This window comes from Enterococcus sp. DIV1298c (assembly GCF_017316315.1).
Classification (GTDB): Bacteria; Bacillota; Bacilli; order Lactobacillales; family Enterococcaceae; genus Enterococcus_B; species Enterococcus_B mangumiae.
The window spans coordinates 1-19,735 of the sequence record NZ_JAFLWG010000028.1; the positions used below are offsets into that span (position 1 = coordinate 1).

Here is a 19,735-nt window from a genome sequence, read left to right on the forward strand (position 1 = left end):
TTGCAATATAATTTAGTTTTAATTTAGTAAGATATATTATTTTAATATGAAAAAACGTTATGTTGAATACGTTTTCTATTATAGTTTATAAAAGTGATAATTAGATAAATGTGATTTTAATTAGTTTTTAAGGGTTATTTATTTGTTTTTATCTAATTTTTCGAAATAAAAGAATATTCTCAGGGCGATAAATAGTAAAGTTCCATCCGATTGAAAAGGTACTGGGATACTAGCTTTTTTTAAAAGAGTAATTGGTGTTTAAAAAATGGAAAGATATGAAGGGCTTGGCTCATTAGCTAACGTGTGGCTCCTGAAATGGATATTATGAAAAACGATTTTCAATTCTCTATCTTATTATTGAGGTCAAAACGCTTCTTTCATGTGTTTCAATTAAATTACTAAATATTTAGTAAAATAAATCGTTTTCTTTTCTTGCTAGTCACGTTATAATAGATAAAAATGCTCGTAGGAGGTAGAAAATGACCAAGTTAACAGTCGCAATTTATGATAATGAGGGTGTGCCAAGAAAGCATCTTCAAGGAGAAGAGGAGATCGAGAAAGACCTGGTGGAATCTGCGGAAAATTTTGTGCATTTGTCCATGAGAAAATTTGAGTACCAAGAAGGGGATCAGATCGTTGTTGAAACGGAAGAGTCAGGGAGTTATTTATGGGTTAAATTAGATGAAACTTTAGAACCTTCGCTTGTGTATTTACCAGAAAATAAATGGACGTATGAAGTTTCGTTTCAGTCGAATCGTATCAAAGCTAGACCGGAGACTCGTTTTTCTGGAGGACGTCATTACATCAGTGTTCGCTGTGCTTCTGAGGATGAGGTCAAAATGTATCGTAATTTAGCGCTGAATCCGCATGATCAAAAAGAAGAATCTGGGGCTTATCCTCATGCAAGTGCGAATGTGGAAACGAGGAATGATGCAACTTTCTTTGCTTGCAACGCAATCGATGGTGTTTATGCCAATCACTCTCATGGCTCATATCCGTTTCAATCTTGGGGGATCAATCAGCAAGCTGATGCAGCTTTGACGATCGATTTTGGGCGAGATGTCCAGTTGGATAAAGTTGTTTTCACATGGCGTGCAGATTTTCCGCATGATAGTTACTGGACGAATGTAACGATCGAGTTTGACGATGGTACAAGTGAAACATTTGCAACAGAGAAAACTGCTCATCCACAACATTTTTCATTTGCTCAGAAAAAGACCAGAACTGTACGTTTTTGTAAGTTGATCCAAGCAGAAGATCCATCACCGTTTCCGGCACTAACGCAAATTGAATTTTGGGGTAAGAATGATCAGCCAATGAAGGGATAGATAATGAAAAAGCGCTTTTTGATGCAATTATTAGAAGCAAAAAAAGAATATCTTGTGAATCCAACAGTACCTAATTTGCCAGTTTCGGGCTATAGGGATTTCTTACGGACTGGTGAGCGATTGTCTTTTGAGACTGCCTACTTTGCCAGACGTAAACAAGTAAGTGTCTTGACATTGTCCTTATTACAACAAAAAGAAGTAGAAGTTATTGAAAAATTGGAACAAGTCCTATGGGAAATCTGTAACGAATATAGTTGGAGTTTACCCGCTCATTTACCGATCGAGGGCGATCACTTTCGTTTAGATGCCGCCACATGGATCGATTTATTTGCTGCCGAGACGGGGCAAATGCTAGCAGAAATCGTCTGTCTTTTTTCGACAGAATTGTCTGAAACGTTGACTTTTCGAATCAGGACAGAAGTTGCTCAACGTTTATTTGTTCCTTTGATAAAAGAGACATGGTCGTTTGAATCATTGGAAAACAATTGGAGTGCGGTAATCGGTGGTTCGATCGGAATGGCGGCATTGGATTTATTAGAAAGAAATGCTGAGTTACAAAAAGAAATATTAGTGAAGGTTGATCGCTGTATCCAATCTTATCTACGCAGCTTTGGAAATGATGGTGCCTGTGAAGAAGGTATCAGTTACTGGGCTTATGGGTTTGGTTATTATTGCTATTTTGCGGAAAAATATCAACAAGTTTACGAGGATGACCGCTATTTATCAGATGACAAAGTAAAAAGAATCGCGGCTTTTCCTTTTTACGTGATGATCGATGAAAAAGAGGGAGTACCGTTTTCTGATTATCATCCAGCAGAGCTGCCTAGTGGACTATTGAGCTTCTGTCATGAAAGGTTTCGTGTCGAAATTCCAGAAATCAAAGCGATGAATGAGTTGGATTTTGATCATTGCTATCGCTTTGCTCCTTTATTACGTAATTTACTTTGGACAAAGCAGTACAATGGAGATAGTTCAAAAGAAATCTTTCATTTTTTTGATGATGTGGCATGGGGTGTTCTTCAATCTGCAAAAGAAAATTTGGTTTTTGCAGCCAAAGGAGGACGCAATGATGAAAGTCATAATCATCTTGATATCGGTCATTTCATTTTCGGTACAAAAGAAACGTTGTTTTTAACAGATCTTGGAGCGGGTGAGTATACAAAAGATTATTTTGACGAAAAAAAGCGCTATCGTTTTTTAGTTAACAATGCACTTGGACATAGTGTGCCGATCATTGCTGATGCTTACCAGCTTTCGGGTACCGTGTCAGCGGAAAATACGAGTTTTCAACGAACAAGAACTGGCGGTATTTTTAAGACCGAATTAACTCATATTTATCCTCGACAGGCAAGATTGCTTCAGATGGAACGAACGTTAGAAGTAGATCGTACCAAACGACAATTAATGCTAAAGGATGTTTTCGTATCTGACAAAGAAAATCAGGAGGTAGTTGAAAATTTTATAACAATTCATCCAGTTGAAGTTAGAGAAGGAACGGTGTGCATTGTAGGGGAAAAGGAAAAGTGTGAGATGCTTTTTTCAAGACCTGTTCAGTTGATCAGACAGACATATTTCAATCATTACGGTCAAGAAGTAGAAGCTACGTTGATTCAAGCAACTTATCAGTTGGAGCGAGCAGGAACGATCCAAATCGAGTGCACGATTACAAGTAAATGACAACAACCCTATACGGAGGACGTCTAACGAGAAATAAAAAGGCATTCCAGAAGTAGCTTCGTAAGAAATAAGCCAGAAAACCCTATATTCAAACTTGGGGTTTTCTGGCTTATTCTCGGGGATGATCACTGTTCAACGTCTGGTTTCAACAGGACGTGTCGTTGAGCCCCTGACGACTAATTCTGTATCTAAAAGGATGCGTTTTGCGATGCCCGGTGTGTGGATGCGCTCATGTAAGAGATTGATCCCTGTTTCGCCCATTTCTTCTGTATAAGCTCTCACTGTAGAAAGGGGAGGCGTGATATAGCGAGAAATAGATAAATCATTGATGCCCATCACACTGATTTGTTCGGGAACTTGAATGTCGTGCGCATTCAATGTATGGATGATGCCGATAGCAAAAGCATCGTTTGCGGCTAAGATGGCAGTTGGTAAATCGCCTTGCCAATGTGCCAAGGCTTTTTCAGTTAATGCTTCACTTGTTTTAACGTCAAGTGAACTGTTTTCTTTTACAAAAAAATAGTTTTCATCAAACAAATGATGATGTTTCATCATGTCGATATACGTATTTGTTGTTGGTGTTTTGTAGGTTCGAAAACCATAGAGATTATCACTTTCTTCTGCACCGATATAAGCAATCTTTTTATGGCCTAAATCGAGCAGATGATGAAGGGCGACTTCCGTAGCTTGACCGAAGTCAGTATTGACACAATCATAATCGTGAAAAGGAAAATTTGATCCAACGACACAGAGATTCGGCGCAGTGGTATTTAATTCATCGATTTTTTCCTGTGTAAATTTACCGATTGCTAAAACGCCATCGACTGCTTGTAGTTGATGTTGTTCGTTTTGAGAGAAGTTTGTTACATGATAACCAAGTTCGACTGCGCGTTTTTCCGCAGCTAAGCGAATGGACATGTAATAAATATCTTCTAATTCCTCGTCACTCGTGCGCCAAGTGATCAAACCAATGACACCATTTTTTTTCGAAAGCTCAGTCGCTGGATTTAAGTTGCCACTTTTTCTGGCTTTCTTTTTATATTTGGTGTAATTTAGCTTTTCTGCAATTTCGAAAACTTTTCGTTTGGTTTCTTCTGTTGCTGAGAGTGTGTCGTCATAATTCAATACGCGTGAAACAGTAGAGATCGATACGCCTGCTTCCTTTGCGATATCGGTGATCGTCGCCATAAGCTACCTCCGGATAATAGACTTTATTAATTATAGTATAGGTAATTTCAGTAAAAAGGCAAGTAAAAATATTTATTTTTTACCAAAAAAATGTTGACTTTTTACTAATTTTAGGTAAAATTTAGTAAAAGAAAACGATTTCAATAAGGAGGATAGGACAATCAAACGATTTCTCTTTGGGGTACCATTCATTCTTATCATGAGTTTCTGTACGGGATGTCAAGCAAATAATCGACAACAAGAGATCGCTTTTGAGGATCAAGTCAAAGAAGAAATACAACAAAAAGCACATGTTTTTACTGAAAAAGAATATCAATCAGGAGAAGTTCCCTTACATGTTTGGGTGAAAATCGAAGGAAAAATCATTCAAGCGGATAGGGGAAATGAAATAGAAAAAGGGGATCGCTTTATTCTTCGCAGTGGTTCGAGTGATTATCAAATATTTAATGAGCAAACAGCTAAAATCGATGTGGGCGATGAAGTCATCGTTTACGGCGAATATTATGGATTTATCAAAGGAATTTTAATTGAGAGGAAGGAAACAAATGCAACAATTTCGTACAAAACAACAATGGCAAGAAAATTTCCGCCAGCTAATGACACCTTTACGTCCTTACTACAAAAATGAACCAGGTAAATTAAAACTAGGAACACATGGGACGGTTTATTCAGAGGCAACAAGGGAGGTTGAAGCTTTTTTACGACCGTTATGGGGCTTTGGACCTTACTTGGTCGATGAAGACGATGATGAATTGCTATCAGATTATTTGAAAGGGCTCATCGCAGGAACTGATCCACAAAGTGATGATTACTGGGGAGCCGTAACCGATTACGATCAATTGATTGTTGAGATGGCTTCTATAAGTACAACCTTGCTTTTGAATCCTGAAAAAATCTGGGGGCGGCTGTCTTCACTGGAACAGACGAATCTTGCGGAGTGGTTATTCTCAGTAAATGCGCGTCGAATCCCCAAAAATAATTGGTATTTCTTCCGTATTTTAGTGAATATCGCTTTAAAAAAATGTGGAAAACCATATTCACAGCAACAAATCGAGCAAGATTTTGATGTGATCGAACAGTTTTATAGTGGCAATGGGTGGTATTTTGATGGAGCTGAGACACAACATGATTACTATATCTCCTTTGCGATCCATTATTATAGTCTAGTATATGCCCATTTTATGGCTGATGAAGATCCAGTTCGCACAAAATGGATAAAGGAACGGGCGGTTCTTTTTGCTCAAACATTCAAATACTGGTTTGATGCGAGTGGGGAAGCATTACCTTTTGGTCGTAGTTTGACCTATCGCTTTGCCCAAGTCAGCTTTTTTAGTGCATTAGTTTTTGCCGATGTCGAAGCATTACCTTGGGGTGAAATCAAAGGATTGATCAGTCGCCATTTAGAAAACTGGATGACTAAAGAGACTTTCTCGACGGATGGCCTACTGACAGTTGGTTATCATTATCAAAATCTAGTCTTTGGGGAAGGCTATAATGGACCGGGTTCTCCTTACTGGGCAATGAAAAGTTTCATTCTTTTAGCTGTTCCAGACGAACACCCTTATTGGCAAGCAGAAATCCAGCCATTACAAATCGAAGAAAAGACATTGGCATTACCGGAAAGTAAAAATTTTTACCAATATAATCAGTCATTGACACATCTGCAAGCTTTTCCAGCTGGTCAGTTTGTGAATCAGCAAAGCTTTCCTCATGCAAAATATAGCAAGTTCGTCTATTCAACACGATTTGGTTTTAGCGTACCGAAGTCTGATTATTGGTATTACGAAGGTGCGTATGACAGTACGCTGGCTTTAGCAAAAGATGGGCATTATTTCCGTCCCAAGGGATTAGATACAGCTTTCTCTGTTCTACCTGATCGTATCATCCATGAATGGTCACCGTGGGAAGATGTCAAGATTCGTTCCACGATCGTGCCACTGGAAAACTGTCACGTCAGAGTACATGAAATTGAAACAAAAGATATGATTCAAGCATATGATGGCGGCTTTAGTGTTCCTTTCGAACAAAGCTTGCCCAAAGCAACTGAGCAAAGTATTGAAGCAAAAACGAGTATAGGAACATCAACCGTCAAAGGAATGATCGGCTATGAAAACGCAGATATTGTGCGAACGGAACCAAACACGAATCTCTTTTTCCCACGTACGATGTTGCCTTTTGTTTCAGCTGAGTTAGCACCAGGAAACCACTTGCTTGTGTCACTCATTTCAGGAACTTTACCTGATGAAACAGTGAACCAGCCAGTCATTGAACAAAAAGGACAAAAATTATTGATCCAACAAAAGAATCAAACGATCGAATTAACGATTAGATAATGGAGGTAGGAATGACACAATTTGAATGGTTGACACATGACATTGATTTTGTCGTTGATAAAATCAAAAAAAATCTGACACTTTTTCAAGAGACCGTACCACCTGCTGCGAGCGTAGACCTTGTCTATGCTCCAGAGGAAAATACGGATTGGACAGCTAGTTTCTGGATAGGGATGCTCTTTTTGGTCAAAGAACTGACGAACGATCCAGCAGTCGATCCAACGATTGAAAAGCAACTCGCCTCTTTTCGCCGACGTCTTGAAAAAGATATTGCGCTTGAAACACATGATATCGGCTTTTTATATACGCTCTCTGCGATCGCTGATTATCAAGTGAATCAACGGGAATCCTCAAAAGAATTAGCGGTCAAAGCCGCCGATCGTTTGATGGAGCGCTATGATCCAAAAACACAGATCATCCAAGCGTGGGGGGATTTGAATGATGAACAACAACGCGGCCGTATGATCATTGATTGCTTGATGAACTTGCCACTGCTATATTTTGCTTCAGCGATGACTGGAGAGGGCAAATATAAAGAAGCTGCATATACACACGCCAAACAAACCCAGCGTTACATCGTTCGTGATAATTTTACAACATATCATACGTATTATTTCAATCCTAAAACTGGCGAAGCAATCGGCGGCAAAACGCAACAAGGCTTTGCAGACGATTCTTGCTGGGCACGTGGCCAAGCATGGGGGATTTATGGATTTACCTTGAGTTACAATCATACTGGCGATCATACTTTTTTAGAAACAGCGAAAAAACTCGCGGACTATTTCATTGATTGCTTACCGGAAGACAAGATCTGTTACTGGGATCTGGTGTTTCATGATGGCAGCGGAGAAGAAAGAGATACTTCTGCTGCGGCAATCGCCGTTTGCGGCTTATTGGAACTCGCAAAGCAACTACCTTTGACTGATCCGAAAAAAGATGAATATCAAGCTGTTGCTGTGGCAATTATGAAAACGTTATCAAAAGGGTATACAAGTGTGGATTCGCCACAATCGAATGGCTTGTTACTCGAAGGGGTGTATGACAAAAAATCAAATAAAGGAGTGAAAGAGTGCATGATCTGGGGCGATTACTATTATGTAGAAGCCTTGGTACGACTTACAACAGCTTGGTACAGTTACTGGTAAAAACGACGATTAAATGAAACGGAGGGATTTGGAACATGAAGTTTTTGAAAAAAAGTGTTATTGCTGCGTTACTTGTTAGTGGAGGGCTTTGGTTAGGTGCATGCGGAAATGAAAATCAAGCACAAGACCAATCAGAAGGAACAGTGTTGACAGTCAGTACGTGGAATTATGAAACGACACCAGAATTTGACAAACTTTTTCGAGCATTTGAAAAAGAAAATCCTGGAGTAACAGTGAAACCCGTGGATATTGCTTCAGATGATTATGATACAAAATTGACGACGATGTTAGCAAGTGGCGATACGACAGACGTATTGACGATGAAAAATCTATTGTCTTATTCAAATTACGCATTAAGAGATCAATTGGTTGATTTGTCTACGCACATCAAAGATTTAGATACAGCCCCTGCCATGGAAAGCTACGAGATGTATAACATTGATGGAAAAACGTATGCGCAACCTTATCGTACAGACTTTTGGGTGCTTTACTATAATAAAAAATTATTCGATGAGGCAGGGATACCTTATCCAGATAATTTGACTTGGGAAGAATACGAAGACTTGGCGAAACAACTTTCAAAACCGGAAGAGCAAGTATACGGTGCATACCAACACACGTGGCGCTCGACTGTTCAAGCAATTGCAGCTGCGCAAAATAATAAAAATCTAGTCGAGCCAGATTATGATTTTTTAGATGAGTACTATGACCGTGTATTGCGGATGCAAGAAGAGCAAGCTCAAATGGATTTTGGTACAGCTAAGTCAACGAATGTGACCTATCAATCACAATTTGAAAACTCCAAGGCTGCCATGATGTACATGGGCACGTGGTACATGGGTGCTTTGTTGACAAATATTGATGCTGGTTCAACAGATGTGGAGTGGGGCATCACTCAAATGCCGCAAAATGAAAAAGGACAGGAAATCCAAACATTTGGTTCTCCCACAGCCTTTGCGATCAATAAAAACTCAAAACAACAAGAACTAGCGCAAAAGTTCCTTGATTTTTGCTCGGGAGAAGCGGGTGCTAAAGTGTTAGCAGAAGTAGGTGTCGTCCCTTCTTATCGAACAGATGCGATCAATGAATTGTACTTCAGCCGTCAAGGAATGCCAAATGATGAGATTTCACAAAAAGCATTTGAGCCAGATTATATTGCTATCGAGTTTCCAGTCGATACGAACGGCCCAGCGATTGACAGGATCTTACAGGAAGAGCATGAACTGATTTTGGTAGGCGACGAATCACCAACATCAGCGATTGATAATATGGAAAAACGAGTGAAACAAGAAAGCGAATAAAAAGGTCTGTGACGATGTGTTGTAAGTGAACAAGATTCACATCAAATAATCGAGGGTAAACGTTGATTTTCCCTTAATCGATTGCCAACTATATGCTGAAGGTGGGCATACTGCACCTTCAGTGTATAGCTGATATAAATGCCTGTCATTGCCTTTAATGAAAGGGGGAGCGTCAAAAGAACCAGTTGGTTTTTTTGATATCTAGCTATGGAAGTAACAAAGTCAGCTTCACATAAATTAAAACGTAAAAATACGTTGATTGCTTGGTCATTTATTGCGCCAAACTTTATTGGATTTTTGATTTTTACTTTAGTACCAGTTGTTTTTTCATTAGTGTTAGCCTTTATGAAATGGGATTCCTTTAGTACACCAGAATTTGTTGGTCTGCAAAATTTCACTCGAATGTTATCGGACGATACGTTTTGGATCTCGCTAAAAAATACTTTTCTGTACACGATTGGCGTTGTTCCGTTGACCTTGGTTTGTTCGTTGGGTTTAGCCATTTTACTGAATCAGAAAATAAGAGGAGTCAAGTTTTTTCGGACGGCGTTTTTCTTCCCCTATGTCACCTCATTAGTGGCAATTGCAGTGGTGTGGAGTATGTTGTTTCATCCTACGATGGGACCAATCAACCAGTTTTTACGTGTATTCATTGAAAATCCTCCAGGCTGGTTGTCTAGTTCAGATTGGGCATTGACAGCGATCATTATCGTTAGTGTCTGGCGAGGAATGGGCTATTATATGATTTTGTACTTAGCTGGATTACAAGGGATCTCGAAAGAATTATATGAAGCAGCAGCGATGGATGGTGCAAACAAGTGGAAGCAATTCCGACACATCACCGTACCTGCATTGCGCCCCACAACATTTTTTGTCACGATCATGTTGGTTATCAACTGCTTCAAGATTTTTGACCTTGTCCAAGTGATGACCGATGGAGGACCAGGTCGTGCAACAAATGTGTTAGTTTACCAAGTCTATAGTGAAGCATTCGTAAAATTCAATTTCGGTTACGCTTCAGCAATTGCTATGGTCTTGTTTGTGATCGTATTGGTGATTACGGTGATCCAGTTCAAATGGAATCAGATTCAAGAGAAAGTCTAAGGGAGGCGAACAGATGAACAATCAGTCAGACAAAAAATCATTTCAGAAAATACTCGTGTTTGTGTTGCTTGTATTTTTTTCAGTGCTCACGTTGATTCCTTTTATCTGGATGATCTCTGCATCATTCAAAGCGAACAATGATGTCTTTTCGGTTCCGATCCAATGGATACCTAAGACATGGCATCCAGAAAATTATTCAGTCATTTGGACACGCATTCCGTTACTGACTTTTTTCAAAAATACAGCGATTTTAAGTATTGTGATCACATTGATCCAACTCTTTACATCAAGTTTTGCTGCCTATGGCTTTTCGAAAATGCACTTTAAAGGAAGAAACCTCCTTTTTCTTGCATATATCGGTACGATCGCTGTTCCCTGGCAATCTTACATGATTCCACAATTTATCATGATGAGACAATTAGGGTTGTCAGATACGTTGCTTTCTTTGATATTGTTACAAGCATTTAGTGCATTTGGCGTATTTTTATTGAAACAATACTATAGTAGTATTCCCGATTCTCTTTGTGAAAGTGCAAGGATCGATGGGCTGACCGAGTGGGGCATTTATCGCCGGATCATCTTACCTTTGACTAAACCAGCTTTAGCTAGCTTGACGATCATCACTTTTGTCAATACATGGAATGACTATATGGGACCATTTATTTATCTGTCATCAACAGAAAATAAAACGATCCAATTAGGATTGAAAATGTTTGTTGGGTTGTTCGATACAGAATATGCTCTGATCATGGCGGCATCCGTTTTGTCTGTTTTACCAGTCGCAATCGTCTTTTTAGTCATGCAAAAATATTTTGTTGAAGGTATTGCTTCTTCTGGCGTCAAAGGATAGAAAGGAAAAGCTATGTTTAAAAAACAAACGTTTGAAACGAATGTTTATATGAAGCTGTTTCGTTTAGCTTATAGTTTTCTTGCGGGCAATCTATGTATTTTTCTTGTGAATCTTCCCTTTTTTCTGGTCGTAGTGACAACTGCGATCGATAGTAGAAATAGTCTCTTTTTGTTAGGGAGTATACTTTTTTTCTTACCTGCGATCTTAACAACTTTAGCTTGTTTCGCTAATGATATCCAAGGAAATGACGTACCAGTCAAAACGTTTTTCCAACTGTATCGCGGACTCTGGAAAAAAAGTATGTACTTAGGTGGTCCAGGATATCTTGTGATCGTGATTTCTTATGTCGATATCCTTTTTTTCATCCATCAACCAATGGGGAAATGGGTCATTCCTTTCTTTTTCTTATTGATCATTTTGGCGATTAGCCTGATCCTCAATAACTTTTATCTCCAAGTAAAGAATCCGAAGATCTCCATACGAAAAATCTACCATGTATCACTATATTATGTATTGAAAAAATGGTACATCAGTCTATTGAACGCTGTTTTGTTGGTTCTTTTGCTAATCGTGATGGTCGTTAAACCACAGTTTGGCTTCTTGCTCACACCAAATTTATTTTTAGGTTTGGTTTATCTTAACTGCAAGCAGACATATCGAGAGCTAAATCAATAGTTATTGAAGAAAAAAATTGAAAAGAGAAGTAGCTCCCCAAAGTTCGATCAAAATCTGACTTTGGGGGGCTATTGATTTATCCGTGGTTTGAAGAAAAACGGAAAAGGCCAATCGATATTAGCATCGAAAGTTTTTTCCGACTACTAGCCATAGGATAAGTGGCATCAGTAGTAGTCCGCTTCCAATCATTATCCAATCGATTGAAACTATATCAGATAATGGTCCCAGTACCAACATCGTAGCTGGAGAAGCACTACTGATCGCCATCGTGACTAGACTCATGATTCGGCCCATATGTTCGTTATCCGTTTTTGCTTGAAAGAACGAAACCATTGCAGTACGTGAAATGGGTACAACAAAACCAATTGCTATCATCATGGCGAAATACAGCCAGAAATTTGATGCCACACCTAACAAAATAAAAGGGATGACCAACAATGAATAGCCTAATGCAATCGTATGGATTTTATTTTTAAAGCCTCCCCATGTACTCATCACTGACCCGCCTACCAACATTCCTGAAGCAAACCCAATTTCTACTGCCGATAGTTGCCATATTCCATCATGAAAATTACGAGTGATTTGTAATGGCGCTAAATTGGCAGCAGGTGTCGAAAACACACTTCCCATAAAACCAGCAACGATCAATGCAGTCAGGATTTTGTGCGTACGAAGGTAACTGATACCAGTCTTTATTTCTGCTAAAACTTGTATTTTATTTGTTTTTGCAGATTTCAACGGTGGAACTTTTACTCGGAAAAACAGGATAGTCACACCAATAACCGCAGTCAAAAAGTCGATCAGTAGTATCGCATCTAAAGGCAAAATAGTAAGCAAACTTGCTGCCAATGCAGGACTTGCAAGCATCATCATAGCTTGGATCGTCTGATCGATTCCATTGATCCGTACCAAGTGCTTTTCTTGGGTGATTTGTGGAATGATCGAAGAGACAGCAGGCGTTTGAAATCCTTGGCCGACAGAGCGAATGAATATCAACCCCAATAATAAAAGAAGATTTTTCTCCATCGCGTTGTTCACAACGAACAGGATCGCCATGAATAAAGAAGCCAGTGCGACGCAACTATCAGATAAAATGGCGATTATTTTTCGATCGTAATGATCAGCAAGCGCTCCCGCAAAAGGCATGACTAAAACCATCGGCAAGATACCAATCGCGCTCATCAAACCAACCACCATTCCTGATCGTGTTGATAATGTGACATGCCAAATAATAGCATACTGTACCAACATCGTTCCGACCATTGAAATGGCCTGCGAAGTTAGTAAGTATGCTATGTTCTTTTTCCAATTCTTTTCATCATACATCATTTTTGACATTTCTATTCTCTCCTTTTGGATATAAATTAGGTTTCTAACAATTTATATGCCCAAAAGGGTTTTTCGGAGAATGTGTCCTAATTGCTGAGACGAATTTATCATATTTGAAAAAATTTGTAAAGAATAAATAGGAGGGAAGTACTCATGTAAACGGTTATGATACTAAAAAGATCTTTTATTAGAAATGTAATAAATAACAATACAAAAATGATAGGATGAGCTATGTAATAAATTGATCTAAGATGTAGTAGTGAAATTGAAACTTTGAACATAAAGATGGATCAATCGCATTGATTTTGGATTTGCAAAAAACGAGCAACTATTAAATAACGATTTATTTTGATAAGGAAGTAGCTGATAAAATGTTTAGAGGATGTTTCTCAGTTTTTCGTATTTTGATGGTCTTTGACGTATTTATTGAATAGAGAAGCGAAACTTTTGCTTTTGAAAGGAAAAGAGGGAGAGATGAGAAAACGAACGAACAAACAAACAAGTTCTAATAGCTATGGCTGTGATTATCAGTCTAGTAATGATTCTCATTGTAATGAAAGTATTTATAAATAAAAGTGAGGAAAGAAGAGAGCAAGAATTGTTAGTAGTTGAGAAACAATCAGTGCAAGCTCTGAAAAATACATTTGCGGATATTGCAGAGATAAAATTTGAACGTTCTGTTAAAAATGATATGACGGGTTCTTATGGGTTGTTTGTAACAATGAAAAATACCAAAGGTCAATCTGTTTATTTTTCATATGGCTTTTGGAAAGAAAATGATGATATTGGGGATTATGGATTAGAAAATGAAGAGGTTCAAAAAGTAGGGATAACTACTGAAAAAATAAAAGTGATTTATACAAATGGAAAGGAGGAAATACTTTGAGCATTACAGATGAACAATATAAAATTTTTAGTGATAGAGTTTATTGGATAGATCCGAATGATAAAAAGAAATATGATTCAACATATAAAGAAGGTTCTATAAAAGTTGTTGAAGGTTATAAATTCAAAATCCTAAAATCAAAGAAAACTCTAAAACAGAGGGTATGTAAGTAATAGCAGTCACGCCACTTGATAAAACAGTCGGTCTTGTGCATTGATAATACTTTGAAAGGGACAGGATATATGAAAGAACGAACGAGTAAGCAATTGCTAATAGTTTTAGCAGTAATGATCAGTTTGGTAATGATCGTAATCGGTGGGAAAGCATACATGGATAAGAGAGAAGAAAGAAAAGCGCAAGAATTGTTAGCGGTAGAGAAACAATCGGTTCAAGCTTTGAAGAACACTTTTGCGGATATTGCAGAAGTGAAAATTGAACAATTTGATAAAAATGAGATGACAGGATTTTATAGGGCAATGGTTACAATGACTAATACTAAAGGAGAGTCAGTCTATTTTGATTATGGTTTTATCGCACAAACCAATGAACTAGGCGCTTATGGAATAGAAGATATAGATATACAAAAAGAAGGAATAACGACAAGGAAAATAAAAGCAATTTATAGTAATGGTCAGGAAGAAGATGTTTGATCATGATGAAATAGGCAGATTGGTGTATTGGCGATAGTCTAAGAAAAGAGGACATATGAAAAAACGAACGAGTAAGCAGATGCTAATAGGTTTAGCAGTAATGATCAGTTTGGTAATGATCGTAATCGGCGGGAAAGTATACATGGATAAGAGAGAAGAAAGAAAAGCCCAAGAATTATTAATGGCAGAAAAAGAATCGGTCCAAGCTTTGAAAAATACATTTGCAGATATTGCAGAAGTGAAAATTGAACAAACAGGATATGACAATATGACAGGTTCGTATGGCATGCTCGTCACTATGAGAAACACAAAAGGACAGGCTGTTTATTTTTCGTATGACTTTTCAAAGAATAGTAGAGAAATTGATACATACGGAATTGAAGATAGAAGTATACAAGTTGAAGGAATTACTAAGAATAAAGTAAAAGTGATTTATTCCAATAGTAAGGAGGAGTATGTATGATAGTTACTGATAAGAACTATAATAAAATAAGTAATCAATATACCGACTAGATCCTAAAAACAAAAAATATGACCCTACTTTAAAAGAAGGAGCAATACGGAAATTTGGCGGAACTAGATTTAAAATACTAAAACTCAAAGAAAACTCGAAAACAGATGGCATGCAAGCTATGGCAGTCGCTCCGCTAGATGAAAAAGGGAATGTTGATACTTCCCAAGTAGTGATTTCTTATGCAGGAACAAATAAATCAGATTGTAAGGATCTAGAAACAGACTTATGAACGATTAGTGAATTTTTTTGATAAAATAGTGGTTCTAGTGTATTGATAATAGTTTAAAAGAGAGATGGATGATGAAAAAACGAATGAATAAACAATTGTTAATAGGTATCGCAGTAATGCTCAGTTTGGTAATAATCGGAATCGGAGGGAAAGTATATATGGATAAGAGAGAAGAAAGAAAAGCACAGGAATTGTTAATGGCAGAAAAAGAATCGGTCCAAGCTTTAAAAAAAATATTTGCGAATATTTTAGAGGTAAAAATTGAGCGTTCAGGGTACTTCAGCATGACAGGTTCTTATGACATGTTTGTTACTATGACAAATACCAAACAACAATCAGTGTATTTTTCATACGGTTTTGGAAAACATAGCCGTGAGATTCTTGATTACGGAATAGAGGATAGAAGTATACAAACGAAAGGAATTACGAAAAACAAAATAAAAGTGATTTATTCAAATGGTGAGGAGGATTATGTATGACAATTACGGATAAAAATTATAATAGTATAAGTAATAGGGTTTATCGAATAGATCCTAACCACCCTGAATATAATGCTGATTTAAAAGAAGGATCATTTCGCAATTTCGGTGGAGCTGAATTCAAAATACTAAAACTCAAAGAAAACTCGAAAACAGATGGCATGCAAGCTATGGCGTTAGCTCCGCTGGATGAAAAAGGTAACGTTGATACTTCCCAAGTAGTGATTTCTTATGCAGGAACAAATAAGTCAGATTTTAAGGATATAGAAACAGACTTACGAACGATTATTGGTCTTTTCGATGGCTCAGATAATCGAGTGGTTTCTTTAGTAACCAGACAAGCACGTTTTTTGGGTCAATTGACGTCTGCTACTGAGTTTGCGAAAGAGGTAAAGAATGAGTATAAAGATGCTGAAATTTCTACAACAGGTCATTCATTAGGACAGTATCTAGCCTTGTATGTCGCAGCTGAAAACCAATGGAAAAATGTTGGGTTCAATGGGCCAGATCCTTACGAACTATTATCTCCAGAAGCAAAAAAATGGGTAAAGGAAAATCCAGGGATGTTGACGAATTATCGGAACCGGGGTGATTTCATTGGTAATCTAATGGGAGATGGGACAGAGGCAGAAATAAAAGTAAGCATGGAAATGAGGTTAATAAATCCGTTTGATTATCATGGTTTAGATGTTTGGAGATTTGATAAACAAGGAAATCTGATCATTCCAGAGAACGACTATAATACGAAAGCAAGTATACAACAGGAAAAAAATAAAGCAATGAATGATTTCTCAAGTCATTTGGGTACGTTGAAAAAATGGCGTGAAAAGTTTACTGCGAGTGGAGGAAGTTTATCAGCGAATGAGCGAATTTATTTGAATCATAGTCAAACAAAGGCCGTTGTAGAGACGATGGGACGAAAGATTAAAAATGCAATGGAGGAAGTTATACGAATCAATCAGAGCAGTATTGAGCGAATCGAAATGAATTGGGCAGAAGAAGTACGGAGAGCGGAACATGCTGCACCTTCTTTGGATGCTTGGGAAGTTAAAGAAACATTGGCATCTGTAGGAGTGACATGGGAAACACACGTAATGACGCCAAAGGAAAAATGTCAACAACGAATCCAAAAAGCAAGACGAAAAGGTGAACGTTATGATGAATTGGCAAAAGAGATCAAAAATAAAATCAATGATTTAGTCGCACGAGACCAAGAATTAGCCAATCAACTAAAGGGGTGAGAAAAGAAAATGACGATTGAAGAGTTGCAAGCGGATTATCAGAGAAAACGAATCAAACTAGAAGAAGAGGAAGACTTGTTGCGTTATTTCAACCGAAAAGGAGAAGAAGTGGTTGAACAATCTGAGCAACTGTTAAGGCGAAGTCTGAATGGTTTAGCCCTTGATAACGAACCGTTGATGAGAGCAAGGAAACAATATCAGATTGCAGAAGAGCGGTATAAGTCAGCATTAAATTCAGAACGACGTCTGTTACATCAACGATTTGATGATTTAGAACGAGAGTACCAAGCAGCTTATCGAAAATTAAGCCAGTGATAAGAAAGTAATAACTACATAAAACCATCTCAACATGTCGTTGAATTGGAACAATAGCACGTATCTTCTGATTGAGGAGAAATTATACTAAAAGTCAAACCTGCTTTCCTCGATAAAAGTGGATGAGAAAAAGTGAACTAGTGACATTCGAATTTGGCCTGTTTTACGATTTTTTCATATGAAGCAGCCTACAAAAAGTATCACTCAAGGGAGCAAACTAAGAAAGATTGAGGAACGTTTTCGTCGGTTATAGCGTAAGGTCTCTCAAAAATAAGAGACAAGGAGGGGAACTAGTTTGTCAAAATATATAACCTCTATAAATTAGATGTAAGATAACTTTATCTTGAAAAACTACTTATAGATTTTTGGCAACGGGAAGTCATGGTTGATTTGGAAGATTTGTTAAATGAGTTAAGAAAAACTTTAGAGAAATGGAATGTTCAAACCGTGGGAATTGCCATGCAGGAAAAATTGACGGCAGAAAAGAAAGAAACGGATAAAACTCATAAGAAAGCGGTAGAAGAAGCAGAAAAAGCGTTCTCGAGCAGTCGTGGTCAGTTGGAGGATTCTGTCAAAGGAGGGTTCGCAAAAAGAGTAATAGAAGTATTCGATGAGCAAGAAAAGGAATTAAAAGTATTCGAATGAGCCAATCTGTTTTATCCTGAGGATGGAGAAACATTGGCGGGGAGTCTTGGTTAATCGATGTTTCTTATTAGGATTGATTTACTTGAACTAAAAGAAGATATAGCGACATTTTGATCAATAAATAGATTTTAAAAGCGAAAAACAGAACTTGAGAAAACGATTTGTTTTCCCAAGTTCTTTTTTCGATTCTGGGTAACGTAGTTGATTTCAAAACTTTGAAATAAAACGCAAAGGGTTAGTCTAAAGTATCTAGCCATTGCTTGGCGTGTGTCAACTCATCCATGGTCAATTGATGCCCTTGATCTGTGGTTTGTGTTGTTACTTTAGCGCCTCGTGAATCAAATTCGTTAACTAATTGACTAAATGAAGTGTTCGAAACGATCGGATCTCCATTGCCGTAAGATAACCAGACAGAAGTATCAGGTAGTTCTGTTTTCTCAGGATACTTGTCTAAAGACATCGGATGGAAGAAAAGTCCTTTGTTTAATTCTGTTTGTTGAGCCAACATGATGTGAGCGGCAATATTTGCGCCATTTGAAAATCCGACAACGATCCAATCTGTTAATGGAATCTCATGGGAGTGACTGATTGTTTTGATTTCATTTAACAGATTTGAGGATTCTTCAGCTAAACTGTCATAATCGAATTGATTCAATCCGTTTCTTTTAAAAAAACGATTCATCCCTTGCTCGTTGATATTCCCTCTAAAGGATAAAAGTGTACTTTCAGGTGCAAGAAACTCTGCAATTTCTAAAAGCGAGTGTTCATCTCCACCAGTCCCATGAAGTAAGATCAATTTTTTTTGTGTTGTTTTTCCTTGTCTGTAAAGATACTTCAAATGTTTCACTCCTGTCATTGATCTACCCGTTTTTGGTTGGCGTCTCGAGTGTCAAATGGACGAACATAAGCTTCGATTTCTTTTCTTTTTCCTTCTAGTAATGGGGGCAAAGCAAGGATCTCTCCAGCTGTTTCAGCAGGCTCATCGCCAAAGAATCCAGGACCATCTGTGGCTAGTTCGAATAAGACGTGAGTAGAAGCTAAGAAATATTCAGATTCAAAGTAAAAACGATCAACAAATCCAGAACTAGGTAAAGAGGTTTGGTTGATTTTATTGATCCAAAACTGTAGTGCTTCATGATCAGCTACACGTAAAGCGAGATGATGGACATTCCCATAACCTTCGATTGCTTTTGGTAGATCGGTACGATGTTCGACGATGATACTAGCACCGTTTCCGCCAGCACCCACTTCAAATAAATAAAAGTCATCTGCACGATCGATTTCTTTAAAACCGAGTAAAGCAAGTAATACCGTTCGAATGGGCTCAAGATCACTTACACGAACGATGACTGGACCGAGTCCAGTGATTGCCATGTCTATCGGGATACTACTGTTTTTCCAAGGAACTCCCGCAGGAACGCCAGTATTTTTTTCATCTGAGATCAATTGATACGCTTGTTCGTCGAAATCTTCAAATTCAAGATATTTCTTGCCAAAACGTTCTTTGATCGCAGAATGAGTGATTTGGAATTTTTCAAATCGGTCCAACCAATAGTCTAACGCTGTATCGGAAGGTACACGAAACGACGTACGAGCGATCGTATCCGTTCCTTTCGTTCCTTTTGGCTGGTTTGGGAAATCAAAAAAGGTCATATCTGTCCCAGCAGAGCCATGTTCGTCAGTGAAATACAAGTGGTAAGTCTCAATATCATCTTGATTGACTGTCTTTTTGATCAAGCGCATTCCTAGAATGTCTGTAAAGAAACGGTAGATCTTTGGTGCACTAGATGTCATTGCTGTGACATGGTGGACGCCTCGAATTGTTGTATCCATAATTCATCCTCTT

Annotated in this window: 21 protein-coding genes; 17 read left to right on the forward strand and 4 right to left on the reverse strand. The window is 38.0% G+C overall.

Translation table 11 applies throughout. From position 1 onward, the window contains the following. Window positions 1–479: 479 nt before the first annotated feature. Together JZO83_RS07595 and JZO83_RS07600 are read left to right on the forward strand one after the other, a co-directional pair. The gene (locus tag JZO83_RS07595; protein WP_206856386.1) at window positions 480–1,328 is read left to right on the forward strand and encodes a discoidin domain-containing protein; all 849 of its coding nucleotides are present in this window, start codon (window positions 480–482) and stop codon (window positions 1,326–1,328) included. Between the two features lie 3 nt (window positions 1,329–1,331). Next, window positions 1,332–3,005 (forward strand): heparinase II/III family protein, encoded by a 1,674-nt coding sequence (locus tag JZO83_RS07600; protein WP_206856388.1) that lies wholly within the window; start codon window positions 1,332–1,334, stop codon window positions 3,003–3,005. Between the two features lie 132 nt (window positions 3,006–3,137). Here JZO83_RS07600 and JZO83_RS07605 read toward each other — a convergent pair whose 3' ends face one another. Next, window positions 3,138–4,193, reverse strand: a complete 1,056-nt coding sequence (locus JZO83_RS07605; RefSeq protein WP_206856390.1) for a LacI family DNA-binding transcriptional regulator — start codon at window positions 4,191–4,193, stop codon at window positions 3,138–3,140. Between the two features lie 199 nt (window positions 4,194–4,392). Here JZO83_RS07605 and JZO83_RS07610 point away from each other — a divergent pair, with 199 nt between their 5' ends. The 7 genes from JZO83_RS07610 (at window position 4,393) to JZO83_RS07640 (ending at window position 11,601) form a co-directional block, all read left to right on the forward strand. Next, window positions 4,393–4,821: a hypothetical protein gene (locus JZO83_RS07610; protein WP_206856392.1), complete on the forward strand. Its 429-nt coding sequence runs from the start codon at window positions 4,393–4,395 to the stop codon at window positions 4,819–4,821. Then, entirely contained in the window at window positions 4,739–6,526 is a 1,788-nt protein-coding gene (locus JZO83_RS07615) for a DUF2264 domain-containing protein (RefSeq protein ID WP_206856394.1), read from the forward strand. Before JZO83_RS07610 ends, JZO83_RS07615 begins: the two co-directional genes overlap by 83 nt. Before the next feature lie 11 nt (window positions 6,527–6,537). Next, complete coding sequence (locus JZO83_RS07620; RefSeq protein ID WP_206856396.1) at window positions 6,538–7,671, forward strand: glycoside hydrolase family 88 protein; 1,134 nt, start codon at window positions 6,538–6,540, stop codon at window positions 7,669–7,671. A gap of 35 nt (window positions 7,672–7,706) precedes the next feature. Beyond that, window positions 7,707–8,972: a sugar ABC transporter substrate-binding protein gene (locus JZO83_RS07625; protein WP_206856397.1), complete on the forward strand. Its 1,266-nt coding sequence runs from the start codon at window positions 7,707–7,709 to the stop codon at window positions 8,970–8,972. A 207-nt stretch (window positions 8,973–9,179) separates the two neighbouring features. Continuing rightward, window positions 9,180–10,076: a sugar ABC transporter permease gene (locus JZO83_RS07630; protein ID WP_206856399.1), complete on the forward strand. Its 897-nt coding sequence runs from the start codon at window positions 9,180–9,182 to the stop codon at window positions 10,074–10,076. A gap of 13 nt (window positions 10,077–10,089) precedes the next feature. After that, window positions 10,090–10,926, forward strand: a complete 837-nt coding sequence (locus JZO83_RS07635) for a carbohydrate ABC transporter permease (protein ID WP_206856400.1) — start codon at window positions 10,090–10,092, stop codon at window positions 10,924–10,926. A gap of 12 nt (window positions 10,927–10,938) precedes the next feature. After that, complete coding sequence (locus tag JZO83_RS07640) at window positions 10,939–11,601, forward strand: DUF624 domain-containing protein (RefSeq protein ID WP_206856402.1); 663 nt, start codon at window positions 10,939–10,941, stop codon at window positions 11,599–11,601. Between the two features lie 117 nt (window positions 11,602–11,718). Here JZO83_RS07640 and JZO83_RS07645 read toward each other — a convergent pair whose 3' ends face one another. After that, window positions 11,719–12,939: an MFS transporter gene (locus tag JZO83_RS07645; RefSeq protein ID WP_206856404.1), complete on the reverse strand. Its 1,221-nt coding sequence runs from the start codon at window positions 12,937–12,939 to the stop codon at window positions 11,719–11,721. 505 nt (window positions 12,940–13,444) lie between these two features. On the opposite strand from JZO83_RS07645, the gene JZO83_RS07650 reads away from it, so the two are divergent. The 8 genes from JZO83_RS07650 (at window position 13,445) to JZO83_RS07685 (ending at window position 17,889) form a co-directional block, all read left to right on the forward strand. Next, a complete protein-coding gene (locus JZO83_RS07650; protein WP_206856406.1) occupies window positions 13,445–13,816 on the forward strand; it encodes a hypothetical protein in 372 nt (123 codons plus the stop codon). Beyond that, the gene (locus JZO83_RS07655; RefSeq protein WP_206856449.1) at window positions 13,813–13,989 is read left to right on the forward strand and encodes a hypothetical protein; all 177 of its coding nucleotides are present in this window, start codon (window positions 13,813–13,815) and stop codon (window positions 13,987–13,989) included. Before JZO83_RS07650 ends, JZO83_RS07655 begins: the two co-directional genes overlap by 4 nt. Before the next feature lie 69 nt (window positions 13,990–14,058). Next, window positions 14,059–14,466 (forward strand): hypothetical protein, encoded by a 408-nt coding sequence (locus JZO83_RS07660; RefSeq protein ID WP_206856407.1) that lies wholly within the window; start codon window positions 14,059–14,061, stop codon window positions 14,464–14,466. A 55-nt stretch (window positions 14,467–14,521) separates the two neighbouring features. Then, on the forward strand, window positions 14,522–14,929 hold the full coding sequence (locus JZO83_RS07665) for a hypothetical protein (RefSeq protein WP_206856410.1): 408 nt from the start codon (window positions 14,522–14,524) through the stop codon (window positions 14,927–14,929). A 351-nt stretch (window positions 14,930–15,280) separates the two neighbouring features. Beyond that, window positions 15,281–15,688, forward strand: coding sequence for a hypothetical protein (locus JZO83_RS07670; RefSeq protein WP_206856413.1), 408 nt, complete (start codon window positions 15,281–15,283; stop codon window positions 15,686–15,688). Further along, on the forward strand, window positions 15,685–16,929 hold the full coding sequence (locus JZO83_RS07675; protein WP_207115411.1) for a lipase: 1,245 nt from the start codon (window positions 15,685–15,687) through the stop codon (window positions 16,927–16,929). Before JZO83_RS07670 ends, JZO83_RS07675 begins: the two co-directional genes overlap by 4 nt. Window positions 16,930–16,938: 9 nt before the next feature. Then, a complete protein-coding gene (locus JZO83_RS07680; RefSeq protein WP_206856417.1) occupies window positions 16,939–17,244 on the forward strand; it encodes a hypothetical protein in 306 nt (101 codons plus the stop codon). Window positions 17,245–17,625: 381 nt separating this feature from the next. Continuing rightward, window positions 17,626–17,889, forward strand: coding sequence for a hypothetical protein (locus JZO83_RS07685; RefSeq protein ID WP_206856420.1), 264 nt, complete (start codon window positions 17,626–17,628; stop codon window positions 17,887–17,889). A 235-nt stretch (window positions 17,890–18,124) separates the two neighbouring features. Here the strand turns inward: JZO83_RS07685 and JZO83_RS07690 are convergent, their stop codons facing one another. Both JZO83_RS07690 and JZO83_RS07695 read right to left on the reverse strand, forming a co-directional pair. After that, a complete protein-coding gene (locus JZO83_RS07690) occupies window positions 18,125–18,727 on the reverse strand; it encodes an alpha/beta hydrolase (protein WP_206856422.1) in 603 nt (200 codons plus the stop codon). A gap of 14 nt (window positions 18,728–18,741) precedes the next feature. Next, window positions 18,742–19,722: a ring-cleaving dioxygenase gene (locus JZO83_RS07695; protein ID WP_206856427.1), complete on the reverse strand. Its 981-nt coding sequence runs from the start codon at window positions 19,720–19,722 to the stop codon at window positions 18,742–18,744. Window positions 19,723–19,735 lie beyond the last annotated feature (13 nt).

Excerpts from the sequence above, each read along its gene's own strand:
- JZO83_RS07595 (WP_206856386.1), top strand. The coding sequence starts at position 480 with ATGACCAAGTTAACAGTCGCAATTTATGATAATGAGGGTGTGCCAAGA.
- JZO83_RS07600 (WP_206856388.1), top strand. The coding sequence starts at position 1,332 with ATGAAAAAGCGCTTTTTGATGCAATTATTAGAAGCAAAAAAAGAATAT.
- JZO83_RS07605 (WP_206856390.1), bottom strand. The coding sequence starts at position 4,193 with ATGGCGACGATCACCGATATCGCAAAGGAAGCAGGCGTATCGATCTCT.
- JZO83_RS07610 (WP_206856392.1), top strand. The coding sequence starts at position 4,393 with ATGAGTTTCTGTACGGGATGTCAAGCAAATAATCGACAACAAGAGATC.
- JZO83_RS07615 (WP_206856394.1), top strand. The coding sequence starts at position 4,739 with ATGCAACAATTTCGTACAAAACAACAATGGCAAGAAAATTTCCGCCAG.
- JZO83_RS07620 (WP_206856396.1), top strand. The coding sequence starts at position 6,538 with ATGACACAATTTGAATGGTTGACACATGACATTGATTTTGTCGTTGAT.
- JZO83_RS07625 (WP_206856397.1), top strand. The coding sequence starts at position 7,707 with ATGAAGTTTTTGAAAAAAAGTGTTATTGCTGCGTTACTTGTTAGTGGA.
- JZO83_RS07630 (WP_206856399.1), top strand. The coding sequence starts at position 9,180 with ATGGAAGTAACAAAGTCAGCTTCACATAAATTAAAACGTAAAAATACG.
- JZO83_RS07635 (WP_206856400.1), top strand. The coding sequence starts at position 10,090 with ATGAACAATCAGTCAGACAAAAAATCATTTCAGAAAATACTCGTGTTT.
- JZO83_RS07640 (WP_206856402.1), top strand. The coding sequence starts at position 10,939 with ATGTTTAAAAAACAAACGTTTGAAACGAATGTTTATATGAAGCTGTTT.
- JZO83_RS07645 (WP_206856404.1), bottom strand. The coding sequence starts at position 12,939 with ATGTCAAAAATGATGTATGATGAAAAGAATTGGAAAAAGAACATAGCA.
- JZO83_RS07650 (WP_206856406.1), top strand. The coding sequence starts at position 13,445 with ATGGCTGTGATTATCAGTCTAGTAATGATTCTCATTGTAATGAAAGTA.
- JZO83_RS07660 (WP_206856407.1), top strand. The coding sequence starts at position 14,059 with ATGAAAGAACGAACGAGTAAGCAATTGCTAATAGTTTTAGCAGTAATG.
- JZO83_RS07665 (WP_206856410.1), top strand. The coding sequence starts at position 14,522 with ATGAAAAAACGAACGAGTAAGCAGATGCTAATAGGTTTAGCAGTAATG.
- JZO83_RS07670 (WP_206856413.1), top strand. The coding sequence starts at position 15,281 with ATGAAAAAACGAATGAATAAACAATTGTTAATAGGTATCGCAGTAATG.
- JZO83_RS07675 (WP_207115411.1), top strand. The coding sequence starts at position 15,685 with ATGACAATTACGGATAAAAATTATAATAGTATAAGTAATAGGGTTTAT.
- JZO83_RS07680 (WP_206856417.1), top strand. The coding sequence starts at position 16,939 with ATGACGATTGAAGAGTTGCAAGCGGATTATCAGAGAAAACGAATCAAA.
- JZO83_RS07685 (WP_206856420.1), top strand. The coding sequence starts at position 17,626 with ATGGTTGATTTGGAAGATTTGTTAAATGAGTTAAGAAAAACTTTAGAG.
- JZO83_RS07695 (WP_206856427.1), bottom strand. The coding sequence starts at position 19,722 with ATGGATACAACAATTCGAGGCGTCCACCATGTCACAGCAATGACATCT.